The 23,031-nt window shown below is 71.5% G+C and carries 22 protein-coding genes; 16 read left to right on the plus strand and 6 right to left on the minus strand.

Going from position 1 to position 23,031, the window contains the following annotated elements:
• Nucleotides 1-38: 38 nt before the first annotated feature.
• The 3 genes from ACIGXX_RS21735 (at nt 39) to ACIGXX_RS21745 (ending at nt 3,121) form a co-directional block, all read left to right on the plus strand.
• Entirely contained in the window at nt 39-1,754 is a 1,716-nt protein-coding gene (locus tag ACIGXX_RS21735) for a lytic transglycosylase domain-containing protein (protein WP_399977817.1), read from the plus strand.
• A 202-nt stretch (nt 1,755-1,956) separates the two neighbouring features.
• On the plus strand, nt 1,957-2,091 hold the full coding sequence (locus tag ACIGXX_RS21740) for an SPW_0924 family protein (RefSeq protein ID WP_351162198.1): 135 nt from the start codon (nt 1,957-1,959) through the stop codon (nt 2,089-2,091).
• A 37-nt stretch (nt 2,092-2,128) separates the two neighbouring features.
• Complete coding sequence (locus ACIGXX_RS21745) at nt 2,129-3,121, plus strand: DUF3068 domain-containing protein (protein ID WP_351162196.1); 993 nt, start codon at nt 2,129-2,131, stop codon at nt 3,119-3,121.
• Here the strand turns inward: ACIGXX_RS21745 and hrpB are convergent.
• Both hrpB and ACIGXX_RS21755 read right to left on the minus strand, forming a co-directional pair.
• A complete protein-coding gene (hrpB, locus tag ACIGXX_RS21750) occupies nt 3,111-5,657 on the minus strand; it encodes an ATP-dependent helicase HrpB (protein WP_399977822.1) in 2,547 nt (848 codons plus the stop codon). The genes ACIGXX_RS21745 and hrpB overlap by 11 nt on opposite strands.
• Before the next feature lie 4 nt (nt 5,658-5,661).
• Complete coding sequence (locus tag ACIGXX_RS21755) at nt 5,662-6,492, minus strand: class I SAM-dependent methyltransferase (protein WP_351162192.1); 831 nt, start codon at nt 6,490-6,492, stop codon at nt 5,662-5,664.
• A 398-nt stretch (nt 6,493-6,890) separates the two neighbouring features.
• Here ACIGXX_RS21755 and rpsA point away from each other — a divergent pair, with 398 nt between their 5' ends.
• On the plus strand, nt 6,891-8,414 hold the full coding sequence (gene rpsA / locus ACIGXX_RS21760; RefSeq protein ID WP_351162190.1) for a 30S ribosomal protein S1: 1,524 nt from the start codon (nt 6,891-6,893) through the stop codon (nt 8,412-8,414).
• 96 nt (nt 8,415-8,510) lie between these two features.
• Here rpsA and ACIGXX_RS21765 read toward each other — a convergent pair whose 3' ends face one another.
• Nucleotides 8,511-9,491 carry a sheath polysaccharide-degrading enzyme gene (locus ACIGXX_RS21765; RefSeq protein WP_351162188.1) on the minus strand — a complete coding sequence of 327 codons (981 nt, stop codon included), beginning with the start codon at nt 9,489-9,491 and terminating at the stop codon, nt 8,511-8,513.
• Between the two features lie 279 nt (nt 9,492-9,770).
• Between ACIGXX_RS21765 and ACIGXX_RS21770 the strand changes: the two genes are divergently transcribed.
• The 4 genes from ACIGXX_RS21770 to ACIGXX_RS21785 all read left to right on the plus strand — a co-directional run bounded on the left by ACIGXX_RS21770 (nt 9,771) and on the right by ACIGXX_RS21785 (nt 12,338).
• On the plus strand, nt 9,771-10,709 hold the full coding sequence (locus ACIGXX_RS21770) for a PAC2 family protein (RefSeq protein ID WP_351162186.1): 939 nt from the start codon (nt 9,771-9,773) through the stop codon (nt 10,707-10,709).
• A gap of 61 nt (nt 10,710-10,770) precedes the next feature.
• Nucleotides 10,771-11,373, plus strand: coding sequence for a dephospho-CoA kinase (coaE, locus tag ACIGXX_RS21775; protein ID WP_351162525.1), 603 nt, complete (start codon nt 10,771-10,773; stop codon nt 11,371-11,373).
• A 13-nt stretch (nt 11,374-11,386) separates the two neighbouring features.
• A complete protein-coding gene (locus tag ACIGXX_RS21780; protein WP_399977828.1) occupies nt 11,387-11,770 on the plus strand; it encodes a DUF3592 domain-containing protein in 384 nt (127 codons plus the stop codon).
• Between the two features lie 175 nt (nt 11,771-11,945).
• On the plus strand, nt 11,946-12,338 hold the full coding sequence (locus tag ACIGXX_RS21785; protein WP_361463649.1) for a tetratricopeptide repeat protein: 393 nt from the start codon (nt 11,946-11,948) through the stop codon (nt 12,336-12,338).
• Here the strand turns inward: ACIGXX_RS21785 and ACIGXX_RS21790 are convergent.
• Nucleotides 12,335-12,607 (minus strand): DUF6343 family protein, encoded by a 273-nt coding sequence (locus ACIGXX_RS21790; RefSeq protein ID WP_399978201.1) that lies wholly within the window; start codon nt 12,605-12,607, stop codon nt 12,335-12,337. The genes ACIGXX_RS21785 and ACIGXX_RS21790 overlap by 4 nt on opposite strands.
• 245 nt (nt 12,608-12,852) lie before the next feature.
• Here ACIGXX_RS21790 and ACIGXX_RS21795 point away from each other — a divergent pair, with 245 nt between their 5' ends.
• Together ACIGXX_RS21795 and ACIGXX_RS21800 are read left to right on the plus strand one after the other, a co-directional pair.
• The gene (locus tag ACIGXX_RS21795; RefSeq protein WP_361463812.1) at nt 12,853-13,545 is read left to right on the plus strand and encodes a class I SAM-dependent methyltransferase; all 693 of its coding nucleotides are present in this window, start codon (nt 12,853-12,855) and stop codon (nt 13,543-13,545) included.
• Between the two features lie 250 nt (nt 13,546-13,795).
• Nucleotides 13,796-14,275: a DoxX family protein gene (locus ACIGXX_RS21800; protein ID WP_399977832.1), complete on the plus strand. Its 480-nt coding sequence runs from the start codon at nt 13,796-13,798 to the stop codon at nt 14,273-14,275.
• Nucleotides 14,276-14,393: 118 nt separating this feature from the next.
• On the opposite strand, the gene ACIGXX_RS21805 is transcribed toward ACIGXX_RS21800, so the two are convergent.
• Nucleotides 14,394-14,885, minus strand: a complete 492-nt coding sequence (locus ACIGXX_RS21805; protein WP_399977835.1) for an RNA-binding S4 domain-containing protein — start codon at nt 14,883-14,885, stop codon at nt 14,394-14,396.
• 163 nt (nt 14,886-15,048) lie between these two features.
• Here ACIGXX_RS21805 and ACIGXX_RS21810 point away from each other — a divergent pair, with 163 nt between their 5' ends.
• The 6 genes from ACIGXX_RS21810 (at nt 15,049) to ACIGXX_RS21835 (ending at nt 22,592) form a co-directional block, all read left to right on the plus strand.
• A complete protein-coding gene (locus tag ACIGXX_RS21810) occupies nt 15,049-16,446 on the plus strand; it encodes a M20/M25/M40 family metallo-hydrolase (protein WP_399977838.1) in 1,398 nt (465 codons plus the stop codon).
• Nucleotides 16,443-17,969, plus strand: coding sequence for a Na+/H+ antiporter NhaC family protein (locus ACIGXX_RS21815; RefSeq protein ID WP_351162174.1), 1,527 nt, complete (start codon nt 16,443-16,445; stop codon nt 17,967-17,969). Before ACIGXX_RS21810 ends, ACIGXX_RS21815 begins: the two co-directional genes overlap by 4 nt.
• Nucleotides 17,966-19,162 carry an MFS transporter gene (locus ACIGXX_RS21820; protein ID WP_351162172.1) on the plus strand — a complete coding sequence of 399 codons (1,197 nt, stop codon included), beginning with the start codon at nt 17,966-17,968 and terminating at the stop codon, nt 19,160-19,162. The genes ACIGXX_RS21815 and ACIGXX_RS21820 overlap by 4 nt, the downstream gene beginning before the upstream one ends.
• 75 nt (nt 19,163-19,237) lie before the next feature.
• On the plus strand, nt 19,238-20,227 hold the full coding sequence (gene pip / locus ACIGXX_RS21825; protein ID WP_399977843.1) for a prolyl aminopeptidase: 990 nt from the start codon (nt 19,238-19,240) through the stop codon (nt 20,225-20,227).
• Nucleotides 20,228-20,344: 117 nt separating this feature from the next.
• The gene (locus ACIGXX_RS21830; protein WP_399977845.1) at nt 20,345-21,397 is read left to right on the plus strand and encodes a glycoside hydrolase family 6 protein; all 1,053 of its coding nucleotides are present in this window, start codon (nt 20,345-20,347) and stop codon (nt 21,395-21,397) included.
• A 211-nt stretch (nt 21,398-21,608) separates the two neighbouring features.
• Nucleotides 21,609-22,592, plus strand: a complete 984-nt coding sequence (locus ACIGXX_RS21835) for a LacI family DNA-binding transcriptional regulator (protein ID WP_399977848.1) — start codon at nt 21,609-21,611, stop codon at nt 22,590-22,592.
• Between the two features lie 27 nt (nt 22,593-22,619).
• On the opposite strand, the gene ACIGXX_RS21840 is transcribed toward ACIGXX_RS21835, so the two are convergent.
• On the minus strand, nt 22,620-23,027 hold the full coding sequence (locus ACIGXX_RS21840; RefSeq protein WP_351162166.1) for a RidA family protein: 408 nt from the start codon (nt 23,025-23,027) through the stop codon (nt 22,620-22,622).
• Nucleotides 23,028-23,031: the final 4 nt, after the last annotated feature.

Here is a 23,031-nt window from a genome sequence, read left to right on the forward strand (position 1 = left end):
GCGACAGGCACAGTCGTCAAGGGGAGGGATTCACGGTCATGGCGGCGGTATTCGGCAGGCGGTTGCGCAGGGGAGCGGTGACCACCGCGGTGGCCGCGGCGGCGGTGGCCGCGCTCGCGGCGTCCCAGGCCCCGGGCGTGGCGGACGTCTCTCGCGACGAGCGGGCCGGGGCATCCGACGCCACGCCGCCTCCGGAGAACTCCGCGACCGGCAACTCCCCCTACTACACCGACCTGCCGCCCCTGAAGACCCCGGTCCCGCCGACCGGGGCGCCCGACGGCGGCGACGCCGCAACCGATGACTCGGAAGTCCCGGCCACCGTCCTCGACGCGTACAAGAAGGCCGAGGCGTCCCTGGCCAGCTCCAAGCCGGGCTGCAACCTCCCCTGGGAACTGCTCGCCGCGATAGGCAAGGTCGAGTCGGGCCAGGCGCGTGGCGGTCGCGTGGACGCGAACGGCACGACGATCGCACCGATCCTCGGCCCGGTTCTCGACGGCAACGGCTTCGCGAAGATCACCGACACCGACGACGGCGCGTACGACGGCGACAAGACGCACGACCGCGCGGTCGGCCCCATGCAGTTCATCCCCTCGACGTGGGCCACCTGGGCGCAGGACGGCAACGACGACGGCAAGACGGACCCGAACAACATCTACGACGCCGCGCTCGCCGCGGGAAGCTACCTCTGCGCGAACGACCGCGACCTGTCCGTCGAGGCCGATCTGCACAAGGCAATCCTCAGCTACAACCGCTCGACGGACTACCTGAACACGGTCCTGACGTGGCTGGAGCACTACCGCAAGGGTGTCGACGAGATCCCGGACGGCACGGGTGACCTGCCGGGCGACCGCAGCGACGACAACGCCCCGGGCGCGAGCCCGAGTCCGAGCCCCACGCCCCCGGCGTCCGGTTCGCCCTCGCCGAAGCCGTCCGACCCGTCCAAGCCGTCGAAGCCCTCCAAGCCCTCCAAGCCCTCCAAGCCCGGCAATGGAGGCGGCAGTCCGAGCACGCCGCCGTCGAACGGCGGCGGCTCCGAGACCCCGGACCCGGGCCCCTCGCCCACCGACCGGGTCGCGAGCCTGGAGGACGCCGGCACCGGCAAGCTCTCCGCGACGGCGGGCGACGCCTTCGCCGAGCGCGTCGAGGTGCGCACGGAGTCCGCGTCGGGCTCGGCCGTGGCCAAGGCCAAGGTGCGGTTCGCGATCGTCGGCGACACCGACGCGCGCTTCCCGGGCGGCGCCACCAGCGCGACCGTCACCACGAGCGCCACGGGCAAGGCCACCGCGCCGGTGCTCAAGGCGGGCGAGAAGACGGGCACGTTCAAGGTCAGGGCCACGGTCGTCGGCCGCTCGCTGCCCGGCCTCGACTACACCGCGACGGTCGCCGCGCGGCAGGCCGACACCCTGGCCAGGACCAGCGACAAGGCGCTGACCTGCGCGCCGGGCGGCGAATTCGCCGACCAGGTCGAGGTCAAGGCGACGTACAAGGGAGAGGTCGCCGACCGCGTCGCGGCCACGGCCACCATGGTCACGTCGGCCACCGACGCCACGGTCAACGACAAGGGTCCGTACTTCAAGGACGCGGACGGCAAGCCGGTCCGCACGCTCAAGGCCCTCAAGACGGACGCGAACGGCGTGCTCAAGCTCCCCAAGATGTACGCGGACGACGCGGCGGGCACGTACCTGCTGCGCGTCACCACCGCGGGCGGCGCGACGCTCACGGTCGAACTGAAGGTGGCGGCACCCGCGGCCTAGCCGCACGTCCCGCACGTACGCACGTCCTGAACGCAACGCCCCTGCGCCCGCCCGGCGCGGGGGCGTTCGTGTGCGCGCGTTCGTATGTGTGCAACGTGTTCTCATCTGGCCGCCGCGTTGCTACGGTGCCCCAGCCCTGAACCCCTGACGCCCTGTCAGTTCACGGCCGTGTCATCAGCTTTCCCGCCTCGGGAGGATCCGCATGCGTGCTCTCATCGCCGCCGCGACCGGTCTTGCCGTCGCCGTCGCCCTGGTCCTGACGATCACGGCGATGGGGGCCCCGCCCGGCGAGACGTCGCCCGAGCCGCTGCTCACCACCGTCCCCGAGCACCCGTGACCGTCAACCGCCCGTCTCCGTAGGGAGGGCCGCCGCGATGCGCCGCAAGGCCAGCCTGATCCTGCTCGCCTTCGCCGTGTTCTTCACGGCGATGTCCCCGCTCATGCGCTGGTACGCCTTCCCGCGCCTCGCCAAGATCCCGCCGAGCCAGTACCAGGAGGCGGTCCTCGAGGCGAAGAACCCGACGCTCATCGACTACGGCTCGATGAAGGCCAAGAAGGTCGACAAGGTCACCATCGTGCAGACGCTCAAGGGCAACGTGGAGGCGTCCGAGAAGATCGAGAAGACCGCGGACCGCGACGTCGTCGTCTGGGACGCCCTCTCCTACGTCCAGGACGCCGACGGCAAGATGGTCTCCAAGGTCCCCGAGCGCTACATCTTCGACGCGCACAGCCAGGAGCCGGTGCACGCCAAGGGCGAGATGGTCGACGGCGACGCGGTCAAGCGCGAGGGCATCGAGTTCAAGTGGCCCTTCCTGACCGAGAAGCGGGACTACGAGTACTTCGACGCCCAGGCCCGCGTCACCAAGCCCATCCACTACAAGGGCACACAGACGTTCCGCGGCGTGGAGGTCTACTACTTCGAGCAGACCATCCCCTGGACCAAGGTGCCCTTCCCCAAGACCATGCCGGTCAAGGGCATCACCCCGGAGTCCCTCGCCAAGACGGGCACGACGCGCTGGTACACCACGGTCCGCAAGTTCTGGGTCGACCCGACGACCGGGGCGCCCGTCTACGGCGAGGAGATCCAGCGGAACGAGCTGCGCGGCGGCACGCTCCTCGGTGGACGCGACAAGGTGACGGTCTTCGCGGGCCACGTGAAGATGCGCGAGGACTACATCGAGAGCACGGTCGACCTGGTGAAGTCCCAGCGCGTCCTGGTCCTCCTCCTGACGTCCTATCTCCCCTGGGGCTTCCTGGGCCTCGGCCTGCTCCTGCTCGCCCTCTCCCTGTGGCTGGAGGCCCGCAGCCGCAGGCCCGGCGACCCGCAGGCCACGGCGGCGCCCGAGCCGGAACCGGTCAACGCCTGAGCCGCGCGTTGGTGAACCGCGTCGCCTGGACCGCCGCCGGATCCTCCGGCCACGGATGCTTCGGATACCGCCCGCGCAGCTCGGCCCGCACCGCCCGGTAGCCGTCCCGCCAGAACGAGGCGAGATCGGCGGTGACGGCGGCGGGGCGTCCGGCGGGGGAGAGCAGATGCACGAGAAGGGGCACGCCGCCGTCCGCGATGCGCGGGGTCTCGGCGAGCCCGAACATCTCCTGCAACTTCACCGCGAGCACGGGCTGTTCGGGGTCGGAGTAGTCGATCCGGATTCTGGACCCACTGGGTACGGCCACCCGCTCCGGGGCGAGCGCGTCCAGGCGGGTGGCTTCGCCGGTCGCCCACGGCAGGAGCCGGCCCAGGGCCTGCCCCGCGTCGATGCGCCGCAGGTCGGCCCTGCGCCGCGCCTTCGACAGCTCGGGCTCCAACCACTCGTCCACGCGCGCGTGCAGGGCGCTTTCGGAGACGTCGGGCCAGGGCGCCCCGAGATGCCGGTGCAGAAAGGCGAGCCGCTGCCGCAGCTCCCGCGCGCCCTGGGACCAGTTCAAAAGCGCGGTCCCTTCCTCCTTGAGCCCCGCCAACAGCCCTTCTCGTACGAGTCCGGGGGCGGGCTTCTTGAGGGGCCGCACCGTCAGCTCCACGGCACCGAGCCGCTCGACGTGGCGCGCGACGAGATCCCCGTCGGCCCAGGCGACCTCGTCCCCCTCGCTGTACAGGGGCGCGGCCGCGCTCCGGGCGACGTCCCCGTCGATGTGCCCGCCGAGCAGCACGCGCGCGTGCCCGGCGCCCACGGGCCGGTCCGCCACGGCCACGGTGATCCACTCGGCCCCGGTGAGCGCGGACCCCGCCCGCACCTCGGCCCGCGTCCCGTTCACCATGAGATACGTCCCGTCCCCGCGCCCCCGGGCCACCCGCTCGGGGAAGGCGAGCGCGGCGACGAGTCCGGCGACGTGCTCGTCGCTTCCGCCGGCCCGCGACTCCCGCGCCGGCGGCGCACCGGCCTCCGGCGGCGAAGCCCCCGCGGCAGCGGTCAGCCGCCGCACCTCCGTGCGCCACCGCGCCGCGTATCCGTCCCCGCCCCGCCGGGCGGCGCGCCACGCCGCCGCGATGTCGTCCCCGTACTCGCGCGGCGGCTCCTCGCTCAGGAGGGCCACCACCTCGGCCGCGCTGCGCGCCCCCACGAGGGGAACCGCGTCGAGCAGCGCCCGCGCCAGGCGGGGGTGCAGCCCCACCCGCGCCATCCGCTCGCCCCGCTCCGTGACCCGGCCCGACTCCGCGGACACCGCACCGACCGCCGTCAGAACGGCCCGCGCCGCCGCCATCGCGCCACCCGGCGGCGGATCGAGCAGGGCGAGACCAGAGGCGTCGGGATCCCCCCAGCAGGCCGTCTGCAGGGCGAACGCGGCAAGGTCCGCCAGCTTGATCTCCGGCGCCGGAAAACGCGGCAGACGGGCGTCCTCCGCCTCCGCCCAGCACCGGTACACGGCCCCCGGCGCCTCGCGCCCCGCGCGGCCCGCCCGCTGCCGGCCCGACGCCTGCGAAGCCCGTACCGTCGTCAGCGCGCTCAGCCCGCGCGCGTGGTCGACGCGCGGCTCACGCGCGAGCCCCGCGTCGACGACCACCCGCACCCCGGGCACCGTCAGGGACGACTCCGCCACCGACGTCGCGAGGACCACCCGCCGCGTGCCTCCCGCCGAGCCCGCGAGCACCGCGTCCTGCACCGCCGCGGGCGCCCGCCCGTGCACCTGCAGGACCTCCGCGGGCGCGTCCCCCAGCTGCCCCGCCACCCGCGCGATCTCACCGACCCCGGGCAGGAAGCACAGCACGTCCCCGTCCCGCTCGGCGAGCGCCCGCCGCACCACCGACGCCACGTGCGTGAGCAGCGCCGGATCCACCCGCATCCCGTGCGGCGGCCGCACCGGCCGTAGCGGCGGCGCCCAGACGACCTCCACGGGGTGCGAGGTGCCGTGCGCCTCGATCACCGGAGCGTTTCCGAGGATCCGCGCCCACCCCTTCGCGTCCGTCGTCGCGGACGCCGCGACCAGCCGCAGCTCGGGCCGGAGCGCGGCCCGCACGTCGACCAGGAACGCCGCCACGGTGTCGGCGTCGAGATGCCGCTCGTGACACTCGTCGATGATCACCACGTCGACACCGGTCAGCTCCTGGTCCCGCTGGAGCCGCTGCAACAGGACACCCGTGGTGACGACCTCCACGCGCGCGTGGCGGCCCACCACCCGCTCGCCGCGCACCGTGTACCCGACGCTCTCCCCGACCTTCTCGCCGAGCAGCCACGCCATCCGCCGCGCGGCGGCCCGAGCGGCGATGCGCCGCGGCTCGGCGACCACCACACGACGCTCCGGCCCGTCCCCGAGAAGCCCCGCCAGGGCCAGCGGCACCAGCGTCGTCTTGCCCGTGCCGGGAGGCGCGCACAGCACGGCGCTGCCCGGTCCCTCCAGGGCGGAGCGCAGCGCGGGCAGCGCACCGCGCACGGGCAGGTCCAGGGCTTCGTTACGGAGACGGATCACGCACTCAGTCTCGTACGCAGACGTAGATCGCCGTCCCCGGGATCAGATTCCCGCGCAACGGGGACCAGCCGCCCCACTCCTGGGTGTTCCACGCGGGCCACTCCGGCTCCACCACGTCGACCAGGCGCAGACCGGCGGCCACGATGTCCCGCACCCGGTCGCCGAACGTCCGGTGGTGCTCCACGTAGACGGCGTTCCCCTCCTCGTCCTGCTCCACATACGGAGTGCGGTCGAAGTACGAGGCCGCGACCGACAGGCCCTCGGGGCCCGGCTCGTCGGGGAAGGCCCAGCGCATCGGGTGCGTCGCCGAGAAAACGAACCGGCCGCCGGGCCGCAGCACGCGGTGCACGTCCTTGAGGACCCGCACCGGGTCGGCGACGAACGGCAGCGCGCCGTACGCCGAGCACGCGAGGTCGAAGCTGCCGTCGGCGAACGGCAGCGCCCCCGCGTCCGCCTCCACCAGCGGCACCCCGCCGCCGATCCGCAGCGCGTGCTGAAGCTGCCGGTGGGAGAGGTCGAGGGCGACCGGGCGCGCGCCCTGCGCGGCGAGCCAGCGCGAGCACTGCGCCGCACCCGCGCCGATCTCCAGGATGTCCTTGCCCTTCAGCTCCTCGGGTGGACCCAGCAGCTCGGCCTCCACCTCGTCGAGTCCTTCGGGACCCCACACGAAACGGTCGTCACCCAGGAAGGTGCCGTGCTCGATCTGGTAGTCGTCCGCGTTCCTGTCCCACCAGCCGCGGTTGGCGCGACTGCTCTCCGTGACGTCGGCCTCACGGCGGGTGGCTTCCGGTTCGGGCGTCTCGGGCAGCTCGGACTCTTGGATGATCGGCTCCATCGTCGTACTCTTCCGTCTGGCTTGTCGTGGCTCTGCGCCGCAGCGGGACAGTAGCGGGGTCGCGTGAAAGCGTCGCGACAGGGCGCCGTGCGGCCCGTGTGGCCTCATGCGACAGAGTTTGTGCCGGGTATGCGGCGTTCCGCCCCGGGTGTGCGCCTTCGCGCATTGACCCTGTCCGGCTGCCCCCGTATGCTACAAGTTGCGCTGCGAGCCTGCCTTCCTCAGACATAGCAGGATGCGCTCGCATCTGTTGCATGTCCCCTCGGTTGTCGAGGCGCCTTCCGTTTCTTCGGAAACTGAATCGGCGCTTCCCAGGCTGTCCGGCTTCTTCAGAGCGAAATCGGCTCCGGCGCTAGCAGTACCTACGACTCACCGTCCGTACCGGAGCCCTTACCCACATGACGAGCAGCACCGAGACCACCGCTTCCACCACCCCGCAGGTAGCGGTCAACGACATCGGTAACGAGGAAGCCTTCCTCGCCGCGATCGACGAGACGATCAAGTACTTCAACGACGGCGACATCGTCGACGGCGTCATCGTGAAGGTCGACCGGGACGAGGTCCTGCTCGACATCGGTTACAAGACCGAAGGCGTCATCCCGTCCCGCGAGCTTTCCATCAAGCACGACGTCGACCCCAATGAGGTCGTCGCCGTGGGCGATGAGATCGAGGCTCTTGTTCTCCAGAAGGAGGACAAGGAAGGCCGTCTCATCCTGTCCAAGAAGCGCGCACAGTACGAGCGCGCCTGGGGCACGATCGAGAAGATCAAGGAAGAGGACGGCATCGTCACCGGCACCGTCATCGAGGTGGTCAAGGGTGGTCTCATCCTCGACATCGGCCTCCGTGGCTTCCTGCCGGCTTCCCTCGTCGAGATGCGCCGCGTCCGCGACCTCCAGCCCTACGTGGGCAAGGAGCTCGAGGCCAAGATCATCGAGCTGGACAAGAACCGCAACAACGTGGTCCTGTCCCGCCGTGCCTGGCTCGAGCAGACCCAGAGCGAGGTCCGCCAGACCTTCCTCACGACCCTGCAGAAGGGCCAGGTCCGCTCCGGCGTCGTTTCCTCGATCGTCAACTTCGGTGCGTTCGTGGACCTCGGTGGCGTCGACGGTCTCGTGCACGTCTCCGAGCTTTCCTGGAAGCACATCGACCACCCCTCCGAGGTTGTCGAGGTCGGCCAGGAAGTCACCGTCGAGGTCCTCGACGTCGACATGGACCGCGAGCGCGTCTCGCTGTCGCTCAAGGCGACGCAGGAAGACCCGTGGCAGCAGTTCGCCCGCACGCACCAGATCGGGCAGGTTGTTCCCGGTAAGGTCACCAAGCTCGTTCCGTTCGGTGCGTTCGTGCGCGTCGACGAGGGCATCGAGGGCCTGGTCCACATCTCCGAGCTGGCCGAGCGCCACGTGGAGATCCCGGAGCAGGTCGTCCAGGTCAACGACGAGATCTTCGTCAAGGTCATCGACATCGACCTCGAGCGCCGCCGCATCAGCCTCTCGCTGAAGCAGGCCAACGAGGCCTTCGGCGCCGACCCGTCGGTCGTCGAGTTCGACCCGACCCTGTACGGCATGGCCGCGTCGTACGACGACCAGGGCAACTACATCTACCCCGAGGGCTTCGACCCCGAGACCAACGACTGGCTCGAGGGCTTCGAGTCCCAGCGTGAGGTGTGGGAGACCCAGTACGCCGAGGCGCAGACGCGCTTCGAGCAGCACCAGGCGCAGGTCATCAAGTCCCGTGAGGCGGACGCCCAGGCCGAGGCTGAGGGCGCTGCGGCTCCCGCTTCCTCGACCGGCACTCCGGCTGCCGGTGGCACCGGTGGCGGCGGCGGTTCGTACTCCTCGGAGTCGGACGACAACTCCGGCGCCCTGGCGTCGGACGAGGCGCTTGCCGCGCTGCGCGAGAAGCTCGCGGGCGGCCAGAGCTGAGGCTCGCCCCAGGCGGTAACAGCTGAACGCTGCGGGCCCGCACCCCTTCGGGGGTGCGGGCCCGCAGTGCGTTGTCGAGGGCTACGGAGTTGAGGGCTACGGAGTGACCGTGATGTTGGTCAGGCCCTTGCCGCCCGTCACCGTGTTGCTCGCGTGGACCGTCGTCTTGCAGCTGCCGCTGAAGTTGGTCACGTTGATGGCCAGTTGCTTGTCGCCCGTCGAGCCGGACAGGTTCGACCTGTTGCCGCGGAAGACCGTGCCGCAGCCCCAGCCGGACTGCTGGCTGTGGGTCTCGTAGCCGTTGTTCGTGGTGTTCTTGCCGGTGTTGTTCTCGATGACGTAGTTGTTGCCCTTCACGTCGATCCACGAGTCGTCGTAGTTGTTGCCGGTCAGGCCCTTGCCGTCGAAGGTGTTGCCGGAGACCTTGCCGCCGGTGGTGCCTTCCTTGAGGTCGACGGCCTCGCCGCCCACGTCGGGGCCGATCGTGTTGTCGAGTATCTGTACGTTGTCGCTCTTGTCGGAGAGCGTGTTGGCGCTGCCCACGTAGACGCCCTCTCCCATGCCGCGGTCGTCGTTCCCGGTGTCGTAGATCTTCGAGCCCTTGATGACACCGTCGGTGCTCGACTTCCGGAAGTGGACGCCCTCCATGTCGAGGCCGTGGACCGTGACGGTGTCCACCACGACGCCCTTCGCGGAGTCGATCATGATGCCCTTCTGGCCGCCCGTGACGGTGATGCCCTTGACCGTCCAGTAGGAGGCGCCGTTCAGGTGCAGGCCGTAACCGCCGCCCGCCGTGAGCACCGCCTTCGACGAGCCGGTCAGGGTGATGCGGGCGCCTGAGCTCGCGGCCGTGCTCGTCTTGAAGTTGCCGGTGTACGTGCCGTCGGCGAGGCGGATCGTGTCGCCCGGGGAGGCACTGGAGAGCGCGGACTTGAGCTGGGCCGCGGTGGAGACCTCGATGGTCCCGGCTGCCGCCGGCACGGGGGAGGCGGTGGCCACGACGGCCAGGCCTCCGGTGGCGGCCGTCGCGGCGAGCGTGGCGAGTGTCGCGATGAGCAGAGTGCGTCGGGTGCGCATGGGGGTGACCCTCCGGTTCTCGTACGTGAACACTGGGTGTGCATCTGAACGTAGAGGTGGGGCATGTCCGCGTCAAGGTCTGGACTAAGCCGGGTGTGCGCGGGGCGGATGCGTGAACTCGGCGTCCCCTTGCGGGCGTTCACGCATACGAACCTCGACGCACTTCTTGCGCGTACGGGACGCAAGAAGCCGCTGTGAAGAGGTGGGGGAGGGAATGCCCACGCCCGTGCGGGCGTTCTGCTGTACGAGTCACGATGAAGAGGGCGAGGAGCGGTCACAGTGCTTGATCCGCAGGGTTTGTACGCATGGGAGCCGAAGGGCCTCGCCGTCGTCGACATGGCGCTCGCCCAGGAATCGGCCGGACTGGTCATGCTCTACCACTTCGACGGCTACATCGACGCGGGCGAGACCGGCGACCAGATCGTCGAAGGCCTCACGGAGAGCCTGCCCGGCCAGGTGGTGGCGCGCTTCGACCACGACCGGCTCGTCGACTACCGCGCCCGCCGCCCGCTGCTCACCTTCCGACGCGACCGCTGGACCGACTACGAGGTGCCCACGCTCGACGTGCGGCTCCTCCAGGACGCCACGGGCGCGCCCTTCCTGCTGCTCTCCGGTCCCGAGCCGGACATCGAGTGGGAGCGCTTCGCCGCCGCGATCCGGCAGATCGTGGAGCGGCTCGGCGTACGCCTCTCGGTGAACTTCCACGGCATCCCCATGGGCGTGCCGCACACCCGTCCCGTGGGCCTCACCCCGCACGGCAACCGCACCGACCTGGTGCCGGGACACCGCAGCCCCTTCGACGAGGCGCAGGTGCCGGGCAGTGCCGCGTCGCTCGTCGAGTACCGCCTCCTGGAGGCCGGTCACGACGTGCTCGGCGTCGCCGCGCACGTCCCGCACTACATCGCGCGCTCCGCGTACCCGGACGCCGCCCTCACGGTCCTCGAGGCGATCACCGGCGCGACGGGCCTCGTGCTGCCGAGCGTCGCGCACGGCCTGCGCACCGAGGCGCACCGCACCCAGACCGAGATCGACCGGCAGATCCAGGAGGGCGACGAGGAACTGGTCGCCCTCGTGCAGGGACTTGAGCACCAGTACGACGCCGCGGCAGGCGCCGACGCGCGCGGCAACATGCTCGCGGAGCCCGTGGACATCCCGTCGGCCGACGAGATCGGCCAGGAATTCGAGCGCTTCCTCGCCGAGCGCGAGGGCGACGCGTAGCTGGGAGGGCTGGGTGTGGCCGGGAGGGCGGCGCGTGGCGCCACCCCCTAAGCTGCCGGTCATGCTGAAGGTGGGCCTGACCGGCGGTATCGGCGCCGGCAAGAGTGAAGTATCGCGTCTCCTGGTCGCGTCCGGAGCCGTGCTGATCGACGCCGACAAAATCGCGCGCGAGGTGGTGGAGCCGGGAACTCCGGGTCTGGCGAAGGTCGTTGAGGCTTTCGGGCAGGAGATTCTGGCTCCGGACGGCACCCTCGACCGGCCGAAGCTGGGTTCGATCGTCTTCGCCGACCCCGAGAAGCTCGCCGTGCTGAACTCGATCGTGCATCCGCTGGTCGGCGCCCGCTCCGCCGAGCTGGAGGGGGCGGCCTCGCGGGACGCGGTGGTGGTCCACGACGTGCCGCTGCTCGCGGAGAACGGCCTGGCGCCGCTGTACGACCTAGTGGTCGTCGTCGACGCGAGCCCCGAGACCCAGCTCGACCGTCTCGTGCGGCTGCGCGGCATGAGCGAGGAGGACGCCCGCGCGCGGATGGCCGCGCAGGCCACCCGCGAGAAGCGTCTGGAGATCGCCGACGTCGTGATCGACAACGACGGCCCGATCGAGGGCCTGGAGCAGCGGGTCGGCGCCGTATGGGCGGACCTCGCGCGGCGGGCTCGGGCGGCCTAGGAGGAGGCGGGGCGTGGTCGTACTGGGGGTGTTCACCGCTCTGGGCGGTCTGGTCGCGCTCCTTGCCGGTGCGTACGGCCTGCGGCGGACCCGGCGCGTCACGGCCGCGGGCGAGGTGGCACAGGCCCTGGTCAAGGAGGTGCGACCGGGCGCCGAGCGGCCGTTGCTGCAGTTCGAGACGGGGGACGGGCGCGTGGTCGAGGTCGTCTCGCCGGTGCCGCCGAGCAGGAAGCGGCCGCTCGCCGCGGGCGAGCGGGTGCGCATCGCGTACGACAGTGACGACCCTCGGGAGGCCGTCCTGCTGGGGCGCGAGCGCAGGGGCGTCGACCGCGGATTCGTGGCGGTGGGCGCGGCAGTCGTGGTGCTCGGGCTCGCGCTGGCGGTCCTGGCGCCGTGAGTCCAGGGTGATGGGCCCTGGATGGGGTGGCCCCTAAAGGGCGAGTCCCGGACGGTGAGTCCCGGATGGTGAGTGGCGGGTGCCGGAGTGTAGGGGCCGCGTCACGGGGAGAATCGACGGAATAGGCGTCGGCGTGACGGGCGTTGACGCAGAGCAGCGAGGGAAGGAGTCACGCGTGCCCGAAATTACCCCGGAGACCCATGTCATCGACTTCCGTGCGGCGGAGCAGCTCCTTGCCGCGCGGGACCCCCGAGGCGCGGTGAAGCTGCTCGACACGGTCATCGCGGCCCACCCCGAGAACACGGCCGCGCGGCTGCTGCGGGCCCGTGCCTTCTTCGCCGCGGCCCAACTGCGCGCCGCCGAGCTGGAGTTCAGCATCGTTTTGGAGCGCGAGCCGGACAACGCGTTCGCCCACTTCGCGCTCGCCCGCACCTACGAACGCGCGGCGCGGCCCGACCAGGCCCGGCGCCACTTCCGCCTGGCCGCGGCGCTCGACCCGCAGCCGGAGTATCTGGCGGCGGCGCGCTTCGACGACGGCGACGCCGGCCGGGCGGGTGCCGAGGGCTAACCGGTCCTCGGCGTCTCGTACGGGGGCTCGTACGGCGGAATGTCGCGGCCCGGCTGGTAGTGCGGGCCCTGATGGATGTGGCGAAGGATCATCGCCATGTCGGCGGTGATGATCAGCCAGAGCACGCCGCAGGCCGCGGCCCATTCGGGGCGTCCCACCAAGGCGAAGGCGATCGTGCCGAACGTGGCCCAGATCAGGCCCCACACGCTGAGCCAGAAGCGCATGCGCAGCGGACTGCGCGCGGTCACCGGTTCACTGCCTGTGCGCATCATGAGAGGCCGTCTCCTCCCTCTCCACCCTGCTTCCTGCGCGTCTCCACCTTCCAGGATCCACCCGTGGGTGGTGGACCGGAAGGGGCGGAGGCTTCAAGATCGTAGATGTGTCGATCGGGGGTAAGGCCGTGCTGGACGTACTTACGGGGGGCGTGGCTGGTTCCCGCTGTAGACCCTGGGGCCACGGGGAGAGGTGGGAACGGGGCCTCGGAGAGCTTCGTTGAGGGGGCATGACTGTTGAGATGCGTGAGGGATACGAGGGGACGGGCCCCGGAGCGATCACGCCGGACGGCTGCGCGGTGGAGCTGTACGCGCGCATGACCGCCGGGGACGAGCCCGATGTCATCGCCGGTGCGGTGCCGGCTGGGGCGCACATTCTGGAGCTGGGCAGCGGGGCGGGGCGGGTGACGCGGCCCCTGCTCGAGCGGGGGTTCCGGATCACGGCCGTGGACGAGTCCGCCGAGATGCTGGAGAAGGTCGCCGCGCTCGACGGGCGGGTGCGCACGATCCGGAGCCCGATCGAGACGCTCGACCTGGGGGAGCGGTTCGAGGTGGTGACGCTCGCGTCGTTCCTCGTGCACACCGGTGACGTGGCGGTGCGGCGCGGGATGCTGCGGGCCTGCCGGAGCCATGTGACGGACGACGGCTGTGTGCTGATCCAGCGGGAGGGGGCGGACTACCACACGAACCTGCCGAGGGAGCGGGTCGATCCGGGTGGATACACGGTGCGGATCGTGTCGGCGGAGCCGGTCGGGGACGGGGTGAACGAGGTGCACGCGGAGTACGTCTTCCCGGACGCCGTATGGACCCAGACGTTCCGCGCCCGGCCGCTCACGAAGGAGCAGTTCGAGCAGGCGCTGGAGGAGGCGGGACTGAGGGTCGACAAGTACCTGACGGAGGACGGGATCTGGGTGCGGGCGGTGCCGGTGCGCTGACGCGGGCCGCGGGGGCTCCGGTGGCATCAACGGTGTGGTGGCTCCGGTGACCTCGGTGGCGTCAACGGTGTTGGTGGCTCTGGTGACCCCCATGACTCCCATGACTCCCATGACCCCTATGACCCCCGTGGCTCCTGAGGCCCCGTGTCTCCGGTGTGGGGATTGGGTGCCGCAGGGCGATGAGTTCTGCGCGGTGGGGCGGTCTATCTCGGTGACAGCACAACAGCCCCTGTTCACCGAGGAGATCACCATGACCACGGCCACCGACACCACCGCCGCCGCCTCCGCCCCCAGCGCCTCCGTCAGCACCGCCACTGTCACCGGCGGCTCCGCCGAGGCCGGTCGGCGGTCCGTCCGCATCACGCTGCGCACGCTTCAGGTGGTGCTCGCCCTGTTCTTCGGGCTCGCGAGCGGGGCGCCGAAGCTGATCGCGCACCCCACGGCGGTCGAGGCCTTCGAGGAGCTCGGGTGGGGCGATCCGGGGATGTACACGATCGGCGCGCTGGAGGTGCTCGGCGGGATCGCGCTGCTGGTTCCGGTGCTCAGTTCCGTCGGGGCGACGGCTCTCATCGGGCTGATGGTCGGCGCGTTCATCGTGAGCGTGACCGCGCTCGGCGGGGAGAACGCCGCCACGCCGCTCGTCCTGATCCTGCCGCTGGCCTGGATCGCCTGGGCGCGGCGCGGGCAGACGGCGGAGCTGGTCCGTCTCGTCCTGCGGCGCGGGGAGTGAAGGACGGCGCACCGGGGTGGAGTTCCGTCCCCGTGTCGAGGGTCCACCCCGCACTGCCGGGTGAGCCCTCGATGCGGGGACGGGGCCGTGGTGGGGGCTAGCCCTCCCGTGGCGGGGGCTAGCCGTCGAAGCCGCGCAGTCGTTCCATCTCCCGGCGGTCGCGCTTGGTGGGGCGGCCCGTTCCCCGGTCGCGTACGCCCGCGGGGGCCACGGCCTCGCGGGGCGGCGGCGGAGGGCTTTTGTCGATGTAGCACTCGACGGCCACCGGAGCGCCCACGCGCTTGCGGATGAGGCGTTTGATGACGACGACGTGTTCGCGGCCGTCCGCGTGACGCAGGCGTACCTCGTCGCCGACGTGCACGCCGTAAGCGGGCTTCACGCGCTCGCCGTTGACCCGCACATGGCCGCCCTTGCAGGCCGCCGCGCCCATGGAGCGGGTCTTGACCAGACGGACGGACCAGATCCAGACGTCGGCCCGCACGGAACCCCCGGCCGCACCCGCGCCCCCGCCCGGACCTGCTCCCGGACCCGCGCCTGCCGGAGCGCCAACGGCCCCGTTACTGCCGTTGCCGTTGCCGCTGTCGCCACCGCCTGAAGTCTCCGAAGCCATGCACCGACTTTAGTGCCTGCCCGGTGGTTCATGGCCGGGCGCTGTGCGGCAGCAGTGCGGCATCCCCGGCCGCACGGCGAGCCGTTCGGATACCGCTCCCCTCGGAGTCTGATAATTCGGGCTAATCACCACAAAGCCGGATGCAGACCCAGGGGTGCCGCCTATGAAGCTCGAAGCCACCGTCGATGACCTGATGGACACGTTGCGCGCCGACCTCGAACGGCTCGCCGCGATCCCCTCGATCGCCTTCCCCGGCTTCCCGGCCGCACCGGTGCAGGAGGCGCACGACCTGCTGGTCGAGCTGTTGCGGGGAGCGGGGGTGCCGACCGTCGAGCGGCTCGACCTGCCGGACACCTCACCCGTGATCTACGGAGAGATCCCGCCGCCGACCCCCGACGCTCCGACGGTGCTGCTCTACGGCCACTACGACGTCCAGCCGCCCGGCGACGAGAGCCTGTGGAAGTCGCCGCCCTTCGAGCCGACCCCGATCGAGGGCGGGCTGCGCGCCCGGGGCATCGCGGACGACAAGTCCAACGTCATCGCACACCTGGGCATGCTGCGGGCCTACGGCGGCAGGCCGCCCGTCGGGATCAAGATCGTCATCGAGGGCCAGGAGGAGTACGGCAGCGCCTTCGACGACTATCCGCCCACCGACCCGGAGCGGTTCGCCTGCGACGCCATGGTCGTCGCCGACCTCGGCAACCTCCGGCCCGGCACCCCCACGCTCACCACCGCGCTGCGCGGCGCGTCCGAAGTGGTCGTAGAGGTGCGCACCCTGGACGAGCCGCGCCACAGCGGTGAGTTCGGCGGTGCGGCACCCGACGCGCTGCTCGTGCTCCTCAAGGCCCTATCCACCCTGCACGACGTACACGGAGACGTGGCCGTGGAAGGGCTGCGGCGGGAGGACTGGAGCGGCACGAGCTACACCGAGGACGAGTTCCGCTCGCTCGCCGGTGTGCGCGACGGGGTGCCGCTCATCGGCAGCGGCAGCCTGGGCGAGCGGCTCTGGAGCGGCCCCGCGATCACGGTGATCGGTCTGGACGCACCCAGTGTCGAGCACGCCGCGTCGGCCGTCGTGCCGTACGCGCGCGCCAAGTTGAACCTCCGCTTCCACCCCCGGCAGGACGCGAGGGAGGCGCAGGGCAAGCTGGTCGACCACCTGCGTTCGCTCACGCCCTTCGGCGTCCACCTCACCGTCACGCCGGGCGACACCGGCCCCGGCTACGAGGCCGCCACCGGCGGCCCCGCCTACCGCGCCGCGCGCGCCGCCCTCAAGGAGGCCTGGGGCGAGGACGCCTCGTACGTGGCGACCGGCGGCTCCATCCCTCTGGTCAACGGCCTCGCGCAGGCGGCACCCGGCGCCGAGGTGCTGCTCTTCGGCGCCCAGGACAGCATGTGCAATCTGCACGCCCCGAACGAGCGTGTCCTCTTCTCCGAGCTGCGCAACACGGTCGTCGCCATGGCCGCCTTCGTGCGTGAGTACGCGGCCGACTTCAACGGCTCAGGCTCAGGCTCAGGCTCAGGAACCGGCTCCGGTGCCGCCGGGGAGAGCCGAGCATGAGCACCACGGCGACCGATCCCGGCACCGAAGAGCCGCGGCACAAACGGAAGTTCACCTTCCCCAGCGCTCTGACCATCCTCGCGATCGTCACCGTGGCCGTCTGGCTGCTCGCCTTCCTCATTCCTTCCGGCGCCTACGACCGTGACGGCAAGGGCGCCCCGGTCGAGGGCAGCTACCACCGCGTCGACTCGGACCAGAGCTTCGTCGACCGGCTCAACGACCTCTTCCTCGCCCCGGTCAACGGCCTGTACGGCATCCAGGACGAGAAGTCGGGCGTCGTCGGGCCCGACCTGGCCGGTGAGCTCTACGGCAGCGCGGGCGTGTTCCTGTTCGTGCTCGCCATCGGCGCGTTCATCACCGTCGTCTTCGCCACCGGCGCCCTCGACCGCGGCATCGGCCGTCTCGCGCACCGGCTGCGCGACCGCGGCGCGATGCTGATCGCCGGCGTGATGCTCGTCTTCTCCGTCCTCGGCACGGTCGAGGGGTTCGCGGAGGAGACGCTCGGCTTCTACGGCCTGATCGTGCCCCTGATGCTCGCCCTCGGCTACGACCGGATGGTCGCGGTCGGCGCGATCATCCTGGGGGCCGGGATCGGCGTGCTCTGCTCGACGGTCAACCCGTTCGCGACCGGAGTCGCCTCGTCCGCCGCGGACATCTCGCTCGGCGACGGCATCGTGCTGCGGTTCGTGATGTGGGTCGTCCTGACCGCGGTCACCATCGCCTACGTCATCCGCTACGCGAAGCGCGTACAGAAGAACCCGGAGCGCTCCCTCAGCGGCTTCCTGCCCGGAGACCGTGAGCAGACCGCCGACGACGCGGGCGAGGTGCCGGAGCTGACGCGCCTGCACAAGGCCGTCCTCGTCCTGGTCGGCCTGGTCTTCGCCTTCATGATCTTCTCGGTGGTGCCCTGGGCGAGCGCGCTCACGGGCGACGCGGACGCCAAGCCGTACGGATTCGAACTCGGCTGGTCCTTCCCGCAGTTGGCGGCGCTCTTCTTCTGCGCGGCCGTGCTCGTGGGATGCGTGGCACGGATGGGCGAGCAGAAGCTCAGCTCGACGATCATCCAGGGTGCGGCCGACTTCATCTCGCCCGCGCTGGTGATCGTGCTCGCGCGCGGCGTCACGGTGATCATGAACAACGCGAAGGTCACGGACACCGTCCTGCACTCCATCGAGGGCGTGGTGAAGGGCACGTCCTCCGGCCTCTTCGCGATCATCGTCTTCGTCGTGAACCTGCCGCTGGCCTTCCTGATCCCCTCCACCTCCGGCCACGCGACCCTCGCCATGCCGATCCTCGCCCCGCTCGCCGACTTCGCCGACGTCTCGCGCTCGGTCGTCGTCACGGCCTGGCAGGCGGCCAGCGGCTGGATGAACCTCTGGGTGCCGACGACGGCCGTCACCATCGGCGGCGTCGCACTCGCCAAAGTCGGCTACGACAAGTACCTGCGCTTCGTCTGGCCGTTGCTCGCCATCTTGTTCGTACTGATCTGCGTGTTCGTGGCGCTCGGAGCGGTGATGACATGACGCATACCCCCAACGAAACCGTTCGGCCATCGGCCGCCGCCTATCGCAACCTCGCGGTCGCCACGGTCGGGTTCACGCTCACCTTCTGGGCCTGGGACCTGATCGCGCCGCTCGGCAGCGACTTCGGGGACCGGCTCGGGCTCTCGTCGTTCTCGCAGTCCCTGCTGGTCGCCGTGCCGGTCATCGTCGGCTCGCTCGGCCGCGTCCCGGTCGGCGCGCTCACCGACCGCTACGGCGCGAGGCTGATGTTCCCGCTGGTCTCGGCGCTCACGATCGTGCCGGTGCTGCTGATCATCCCGGCCAAGGACAACTACGTCGCGATGCTCGCGGTCGGCTTCCTGCTCGGCCTGGGCGGCACGACGTTCGCGATCGGCATCCCGCTGGTCAACTCCTGGTTCCCGCCCGCCCACCGGGGCTTCGCGCTCGGCGTCTTCGGGATGGGCATGGGAGGCGTGGCGCTCTCCGGGTACTTCACGCCGCGGATCGCCAAGCACGGCGACAACCTGCCGTTCCTGGTCGTGGCGGTAGGCCTGGCGGCCTTCGCCGTGCTCGCGGCGCTGCTCATCACCGACCGGCCCGACCGCCCGGTGCCGACGAGCCCGCTGACGACCCGGCTCGGGGAGGCCGGGCGGCTGCGGGTGACGTGGGAGCTGTCCGCGCTGTACGCGATCGGGTTCGGCGGCATCGTCGCGTTCGGCGTCTATCTGCCCACGTACCTGAAGACCTGGTACGACCTCTCGCCCACCGACGCGGGCACCAAGGCCGCCGGGTTCGCGCTGGTCACGGTCATCTTCCGGCCCATCGGCGGCTGGCTCTCCGACCGGATCCACCCGGCGACGGTCACCTCGGTCGCGCTGTGCGTCGTCGCGGTCTTCGCCATCGCGCAGGCCTTCGAGCCGTCGCTGAATCCGGGCGGCACGATCTGCTTCCTGGTGATGGCGGCGGGCCTCGGCACGGCGAGCGGCAGCGTCTTCGCGCTCGTCTCGCAGGTGACGCCACAGGCGCAGGTCGGGTCCGTGACGGGCATCGTCGGGGCGATGGGAGGCCTGGGAGGCTTCGTCCCGCCGCTGGTCATGGGGGCGATCTACAGCGCCAAGGACTCGTACTCGATCGGCTTCATGCTGCTCTCGGACCTGGCGCTCGCCGGGTGCGTGTACGCGTACGGGCGGATGCGGGGGCTGCGGGCCGGATAGCGGTCGGTGTCGGCGGTCGATGTCGGCGGTCGATGCCGCCGGTGGGGTGTGCGGGGCGCGGGTTATCTTCGGCCGATGGGCCTTTATCCGGAGATCGAGCCGTACGACCACGGCATGCTCGAAGTCGGCGACGGAAACCGCGTGTACTGGGAGGTCTGCGGCAATCCGCTTGGGAAGCCGGCGGTGGTGCTGCACGGGGGGCCGGGGTCGGGGTGCACGCCGTTCTTCCGGCGGTACTTCGACCCCGACGCGTACCGGGTGGTGCTCCTGGACCAGCGCGGGTGCGGGCGGTCGACGCCGCCCGCGAGTGATCCCCGTACCGACATGAGCGTCAACACGACGGGGCATCTGCTGGCCGATCTGGAGCTGTTGCGGCGGCATCTGGGGATCGAGCGGTGGCTGGTGTGGGGCGCGTCCTGGGGGTCGGTCCTGGGACTCCGGTACGCGCAGAAGCATCCCGAGCGGGTGTCGGAGCTGGTGCTCACGGGGCTGGCCACGGGGAGCCGCGCCGAGGTGGAGCTGCTGACCCGGGGCCTCGGCCGGATCTTCCCGGAGGCGTGGGAGGCGTTCCGGGACGGGGTTCCCGAGGGGGAGCGGGACGGTGATCTGGCCGCCGCGTACAACCGGTTGCTGGAGTCTCCCGACGCGGGGGTGCGGGCCGCGGCCGCGAGGGCGTGGACCGACTGGGAGACCGCGTTCGCGTCGCAGGCGCCCCGGTCCGTTCCCCGGTACGAGGACAAGGAGTTCCGGGCGGGGTTCGCCCGGACCGTCACGCACTACTTCGCCCATGACCACTGGCTGGGCGGGGACGAGGTCGTTCTCCGGGACGCGGGGGCGCTGGCCGGGATTCCGGGGACGGTGGTGCAGGGGGTTCTCGACTTCGGGAATCTGGTGGGGATTCCTTGGCGGCTTCAGCGGGCCTGGCCGGACGCTGAGTTGACCCTGGTCGGGGACACCGGGCACAACGCGGGGGCGCGGGGGATCGCGGACGAGCTGGTGGCGGCGACGGACCGCTATGCCAAATCCCTCCCGAACGCGCGTACTTGGGCGCCGCCGTCGGAGTGATTCTTCGGGTGAACTGTCACCGGTACGGCGGTGTACGGGGCTTCGCGGGGGCCGGGCGACCGCAGACTCCGGGGAACGCGCCGGGGCCATCCGGTGCCGAGCAGCTGGAGGTGCCCGGTGTCGCAGCCGCCCTTCCGATCACTTGAGCGTTCCCGCACCCGTACCCGTGGTGCTCGCCCCCGCCTTGTCCGGTTCCTCGCCGCCGCGCTGCTCCTGAGCGCGGCGGCGTCCGGCGGCGCGCGGGCGGCAGGCCCCGACCCCCGAGCGGCCACCGCGCCCGGTGACGCCCCCGAAACCGCCTTCTGGGTCGACCCGAACAGTAACGCCGCCCGCCAGGCCATCGCGTGGCGCAGCCAGGGCCGCACCGCCGACGCCCGGCTCATCGAGCGCATCGCGGGCCGCCCCCAGGCCGTGTGGCTGCACAGCCCGGGGCCGGGGTCCACGGTCCGCGCGGCCACGGAGGCGGCGGCCGCGGCGCGGAGAACCCCGGTGCTCGTCGCCTACTTCATCCCGCACCGCGACTGCGGTGACTACTCCGGAGGCGGGGCGGCGACCGCGGCGGAGTACCGGCGGTGGATCGACGAGTTCGCCGCGGGCATCGGGGAGCGCGCCGCGTACGTCATCGTCGAACCGGACGCCGTCGCGCAGAAGATCGCGGGCTGCGCGAAGGCCGACGCCCGCGAGCGGTACGGCCTTCTCGCCTACGCCGTCGAGCGGCTCAAGGCCCGTCCGCACGCCAAGGTCTACCTCGACGCGGGCAACTCAGGCTGGATCCCCGACGAGAGCCGGCTGGTGGCCCCGCTGCGGCAGGCCGGGATCGCCGGGGCCGACGGCTTCGCCGTCAACGTGTCCAACTACCAGACCAATGCGGCCAGTTCGGAGTACGGGCACCGCATCGCCGCAGCACTGGGCGGCGCCAAGCACTTCGTCGTCGACAGCAGCCGCAACGGCAACGGCCCCTACACCGGAGGCGGCGACGAGGCCTGGTGCAACCCGCCGGGGCGGGCCCTCGGCATCCCGCCCACCACCGCCACCGGCGACCCCGCCCTCGACGCCTACCTGTGGATCAAGCGGCCCGGCGAGTCCGACGGAACCTGCCGGGGCGGGCCGAGGGCGGGGCAGTGGTGGCCGCAGTACGCGCTCGGGCTCGCGAGCAGGGCGCGGGGCTGAAGGTACGGGGCTGAAGGCGCGGGGCCAAGGCGCAGGGCTGAAGGCGTGAGGCGCCCGGGCCTCAGCCTCCGGTGACTGGCGCGCTCTAGTAGTGCGCTCTAGTGGCAGTAGGATGATCCTTGCTCAAATGACATGTCAATAGGTTGTGAGACGGGGAACGGCGACGCGGATGGGTTCACAGGCGGATGTATCGGGCAATCGGCGCCCCACGATGGCGGATGTCGCCGCCAAGGCGGGGGTGTCGCGCGCGCTGGTCTCGATCGTCTTCCGGGACCAGCCCGGGGCGAGCCAGGAGACCCGTGACCGGGTGCACCGCGTCGCCGAGGAGCTGGGCTACCGCCCCGACAACGCGGCCCGGCTGCTGGCCCGCGGCCACAGCCGCACCCTCGGCGTCCTGCTGACGGTCCACCAGCCCTTCGACGCGGACCTGGTCGAAGCGGTCTACCCGGAGGCGGAGAAGCTCGGCTACGACGTCCTGCTGTCGGCGAACGCACCGGGCCGCAGCGAACGCAAGGCGATCGAGGCCCTGCTCAGCCACCGCTGCGAGGCGCTGATCCTGCTCGGCCCCGGCGGGGAGCCCGCGGAGCTCGCCGAGGTGGGGCGGCGCACGGTCGCGGTCTCGGTGGGCCGCAGGGTCCCCGACGCGCGGCTCGACAACGTCCACACGGCCGAGGCGAAGGGCGTGCGCCAGGCCATGGACCACCTGGTGGAGCTGGGCCACCGGCGCATCGTGCACGTCGACGGCGGCCGTGACGCGGGTTCGGCGGACCGCCGCAAGGCGTACCGCGCGGCGATGCGGCGCCACGGCCTGACGGCGGAGAGCCGGGTGGTGGCCGGACGTCACACGGAGGAGGCGGGCGTCGAGGCGGCCCGCCTGCTGCTCGCCGAGGAGAGCCTGCCGACCGCGGTCCTGGCGAGCAACGACCGTTGCGCGCTCGGCCTGTTGATGGCGTTCACGCGGGCCGGCGTGGACATCCCCGGCCAGGTCTCCGTCGTCGGCTACGACGACAGCCACCTCTCGCACCTGATGCCGGTCGGCCTCACCACGGTCCGCCAGGACGCGGCGCTCCTGGCGGAGCACGCGGTGCGGTTCGTGGTGGAGCGGCTCGAGGGGGAGGGCCTGGAACCCCGGGAGGCGGTGCTCGATCCGAAGCTGGTGGTGCGGGGGTCTACTGGGGCGCCCAGGAAGGGGTAATTCCTTCTCCTGCCCCTTCCCCGGGTGCTACGGGACCACGGCCGTGGCGGTGATCTCCACCAGCTGGCCCGGGTAGCCGAGGCACGTCGTGCCGAGCAGCGTCGAGGTGTGCGGGCCCTTCGCGAGCAGGTCGGAGGCGCGGACGACCTCCCACGCCTCGGTCAGCGGGCCGGGCTCGTCGCTCACGACGTACACCGTGCTGGCCACCACCTGCGTCAGGTCGCTGCCGATCGCGCGCAGGGCCTCGTCGAGATTGGCGACGACCTGCTCGGTCTGGCGCGCGACGTCACCCTCCCCGACGAGATTCCCCCCGGGGTCGAGCGGCACCGAGCCCGCCATGAAGGCGATCCTGGTGCCGGTCTCGACGACGGCGGCGTGAGCGTATCCGGGCGGCGGGAAGAGGGTGGGCACGACGGTGCGGCGAGTGGTGGTCATGGGT

Source organism: Streptomyces sp. NPDC055243 (genome assembly GCF_044544025.1).
Lineage (GTDB): Bacteria > Actinomycetota > Actinomycetes > Streptomycetales > Streptomycetaceae > Streptomyces.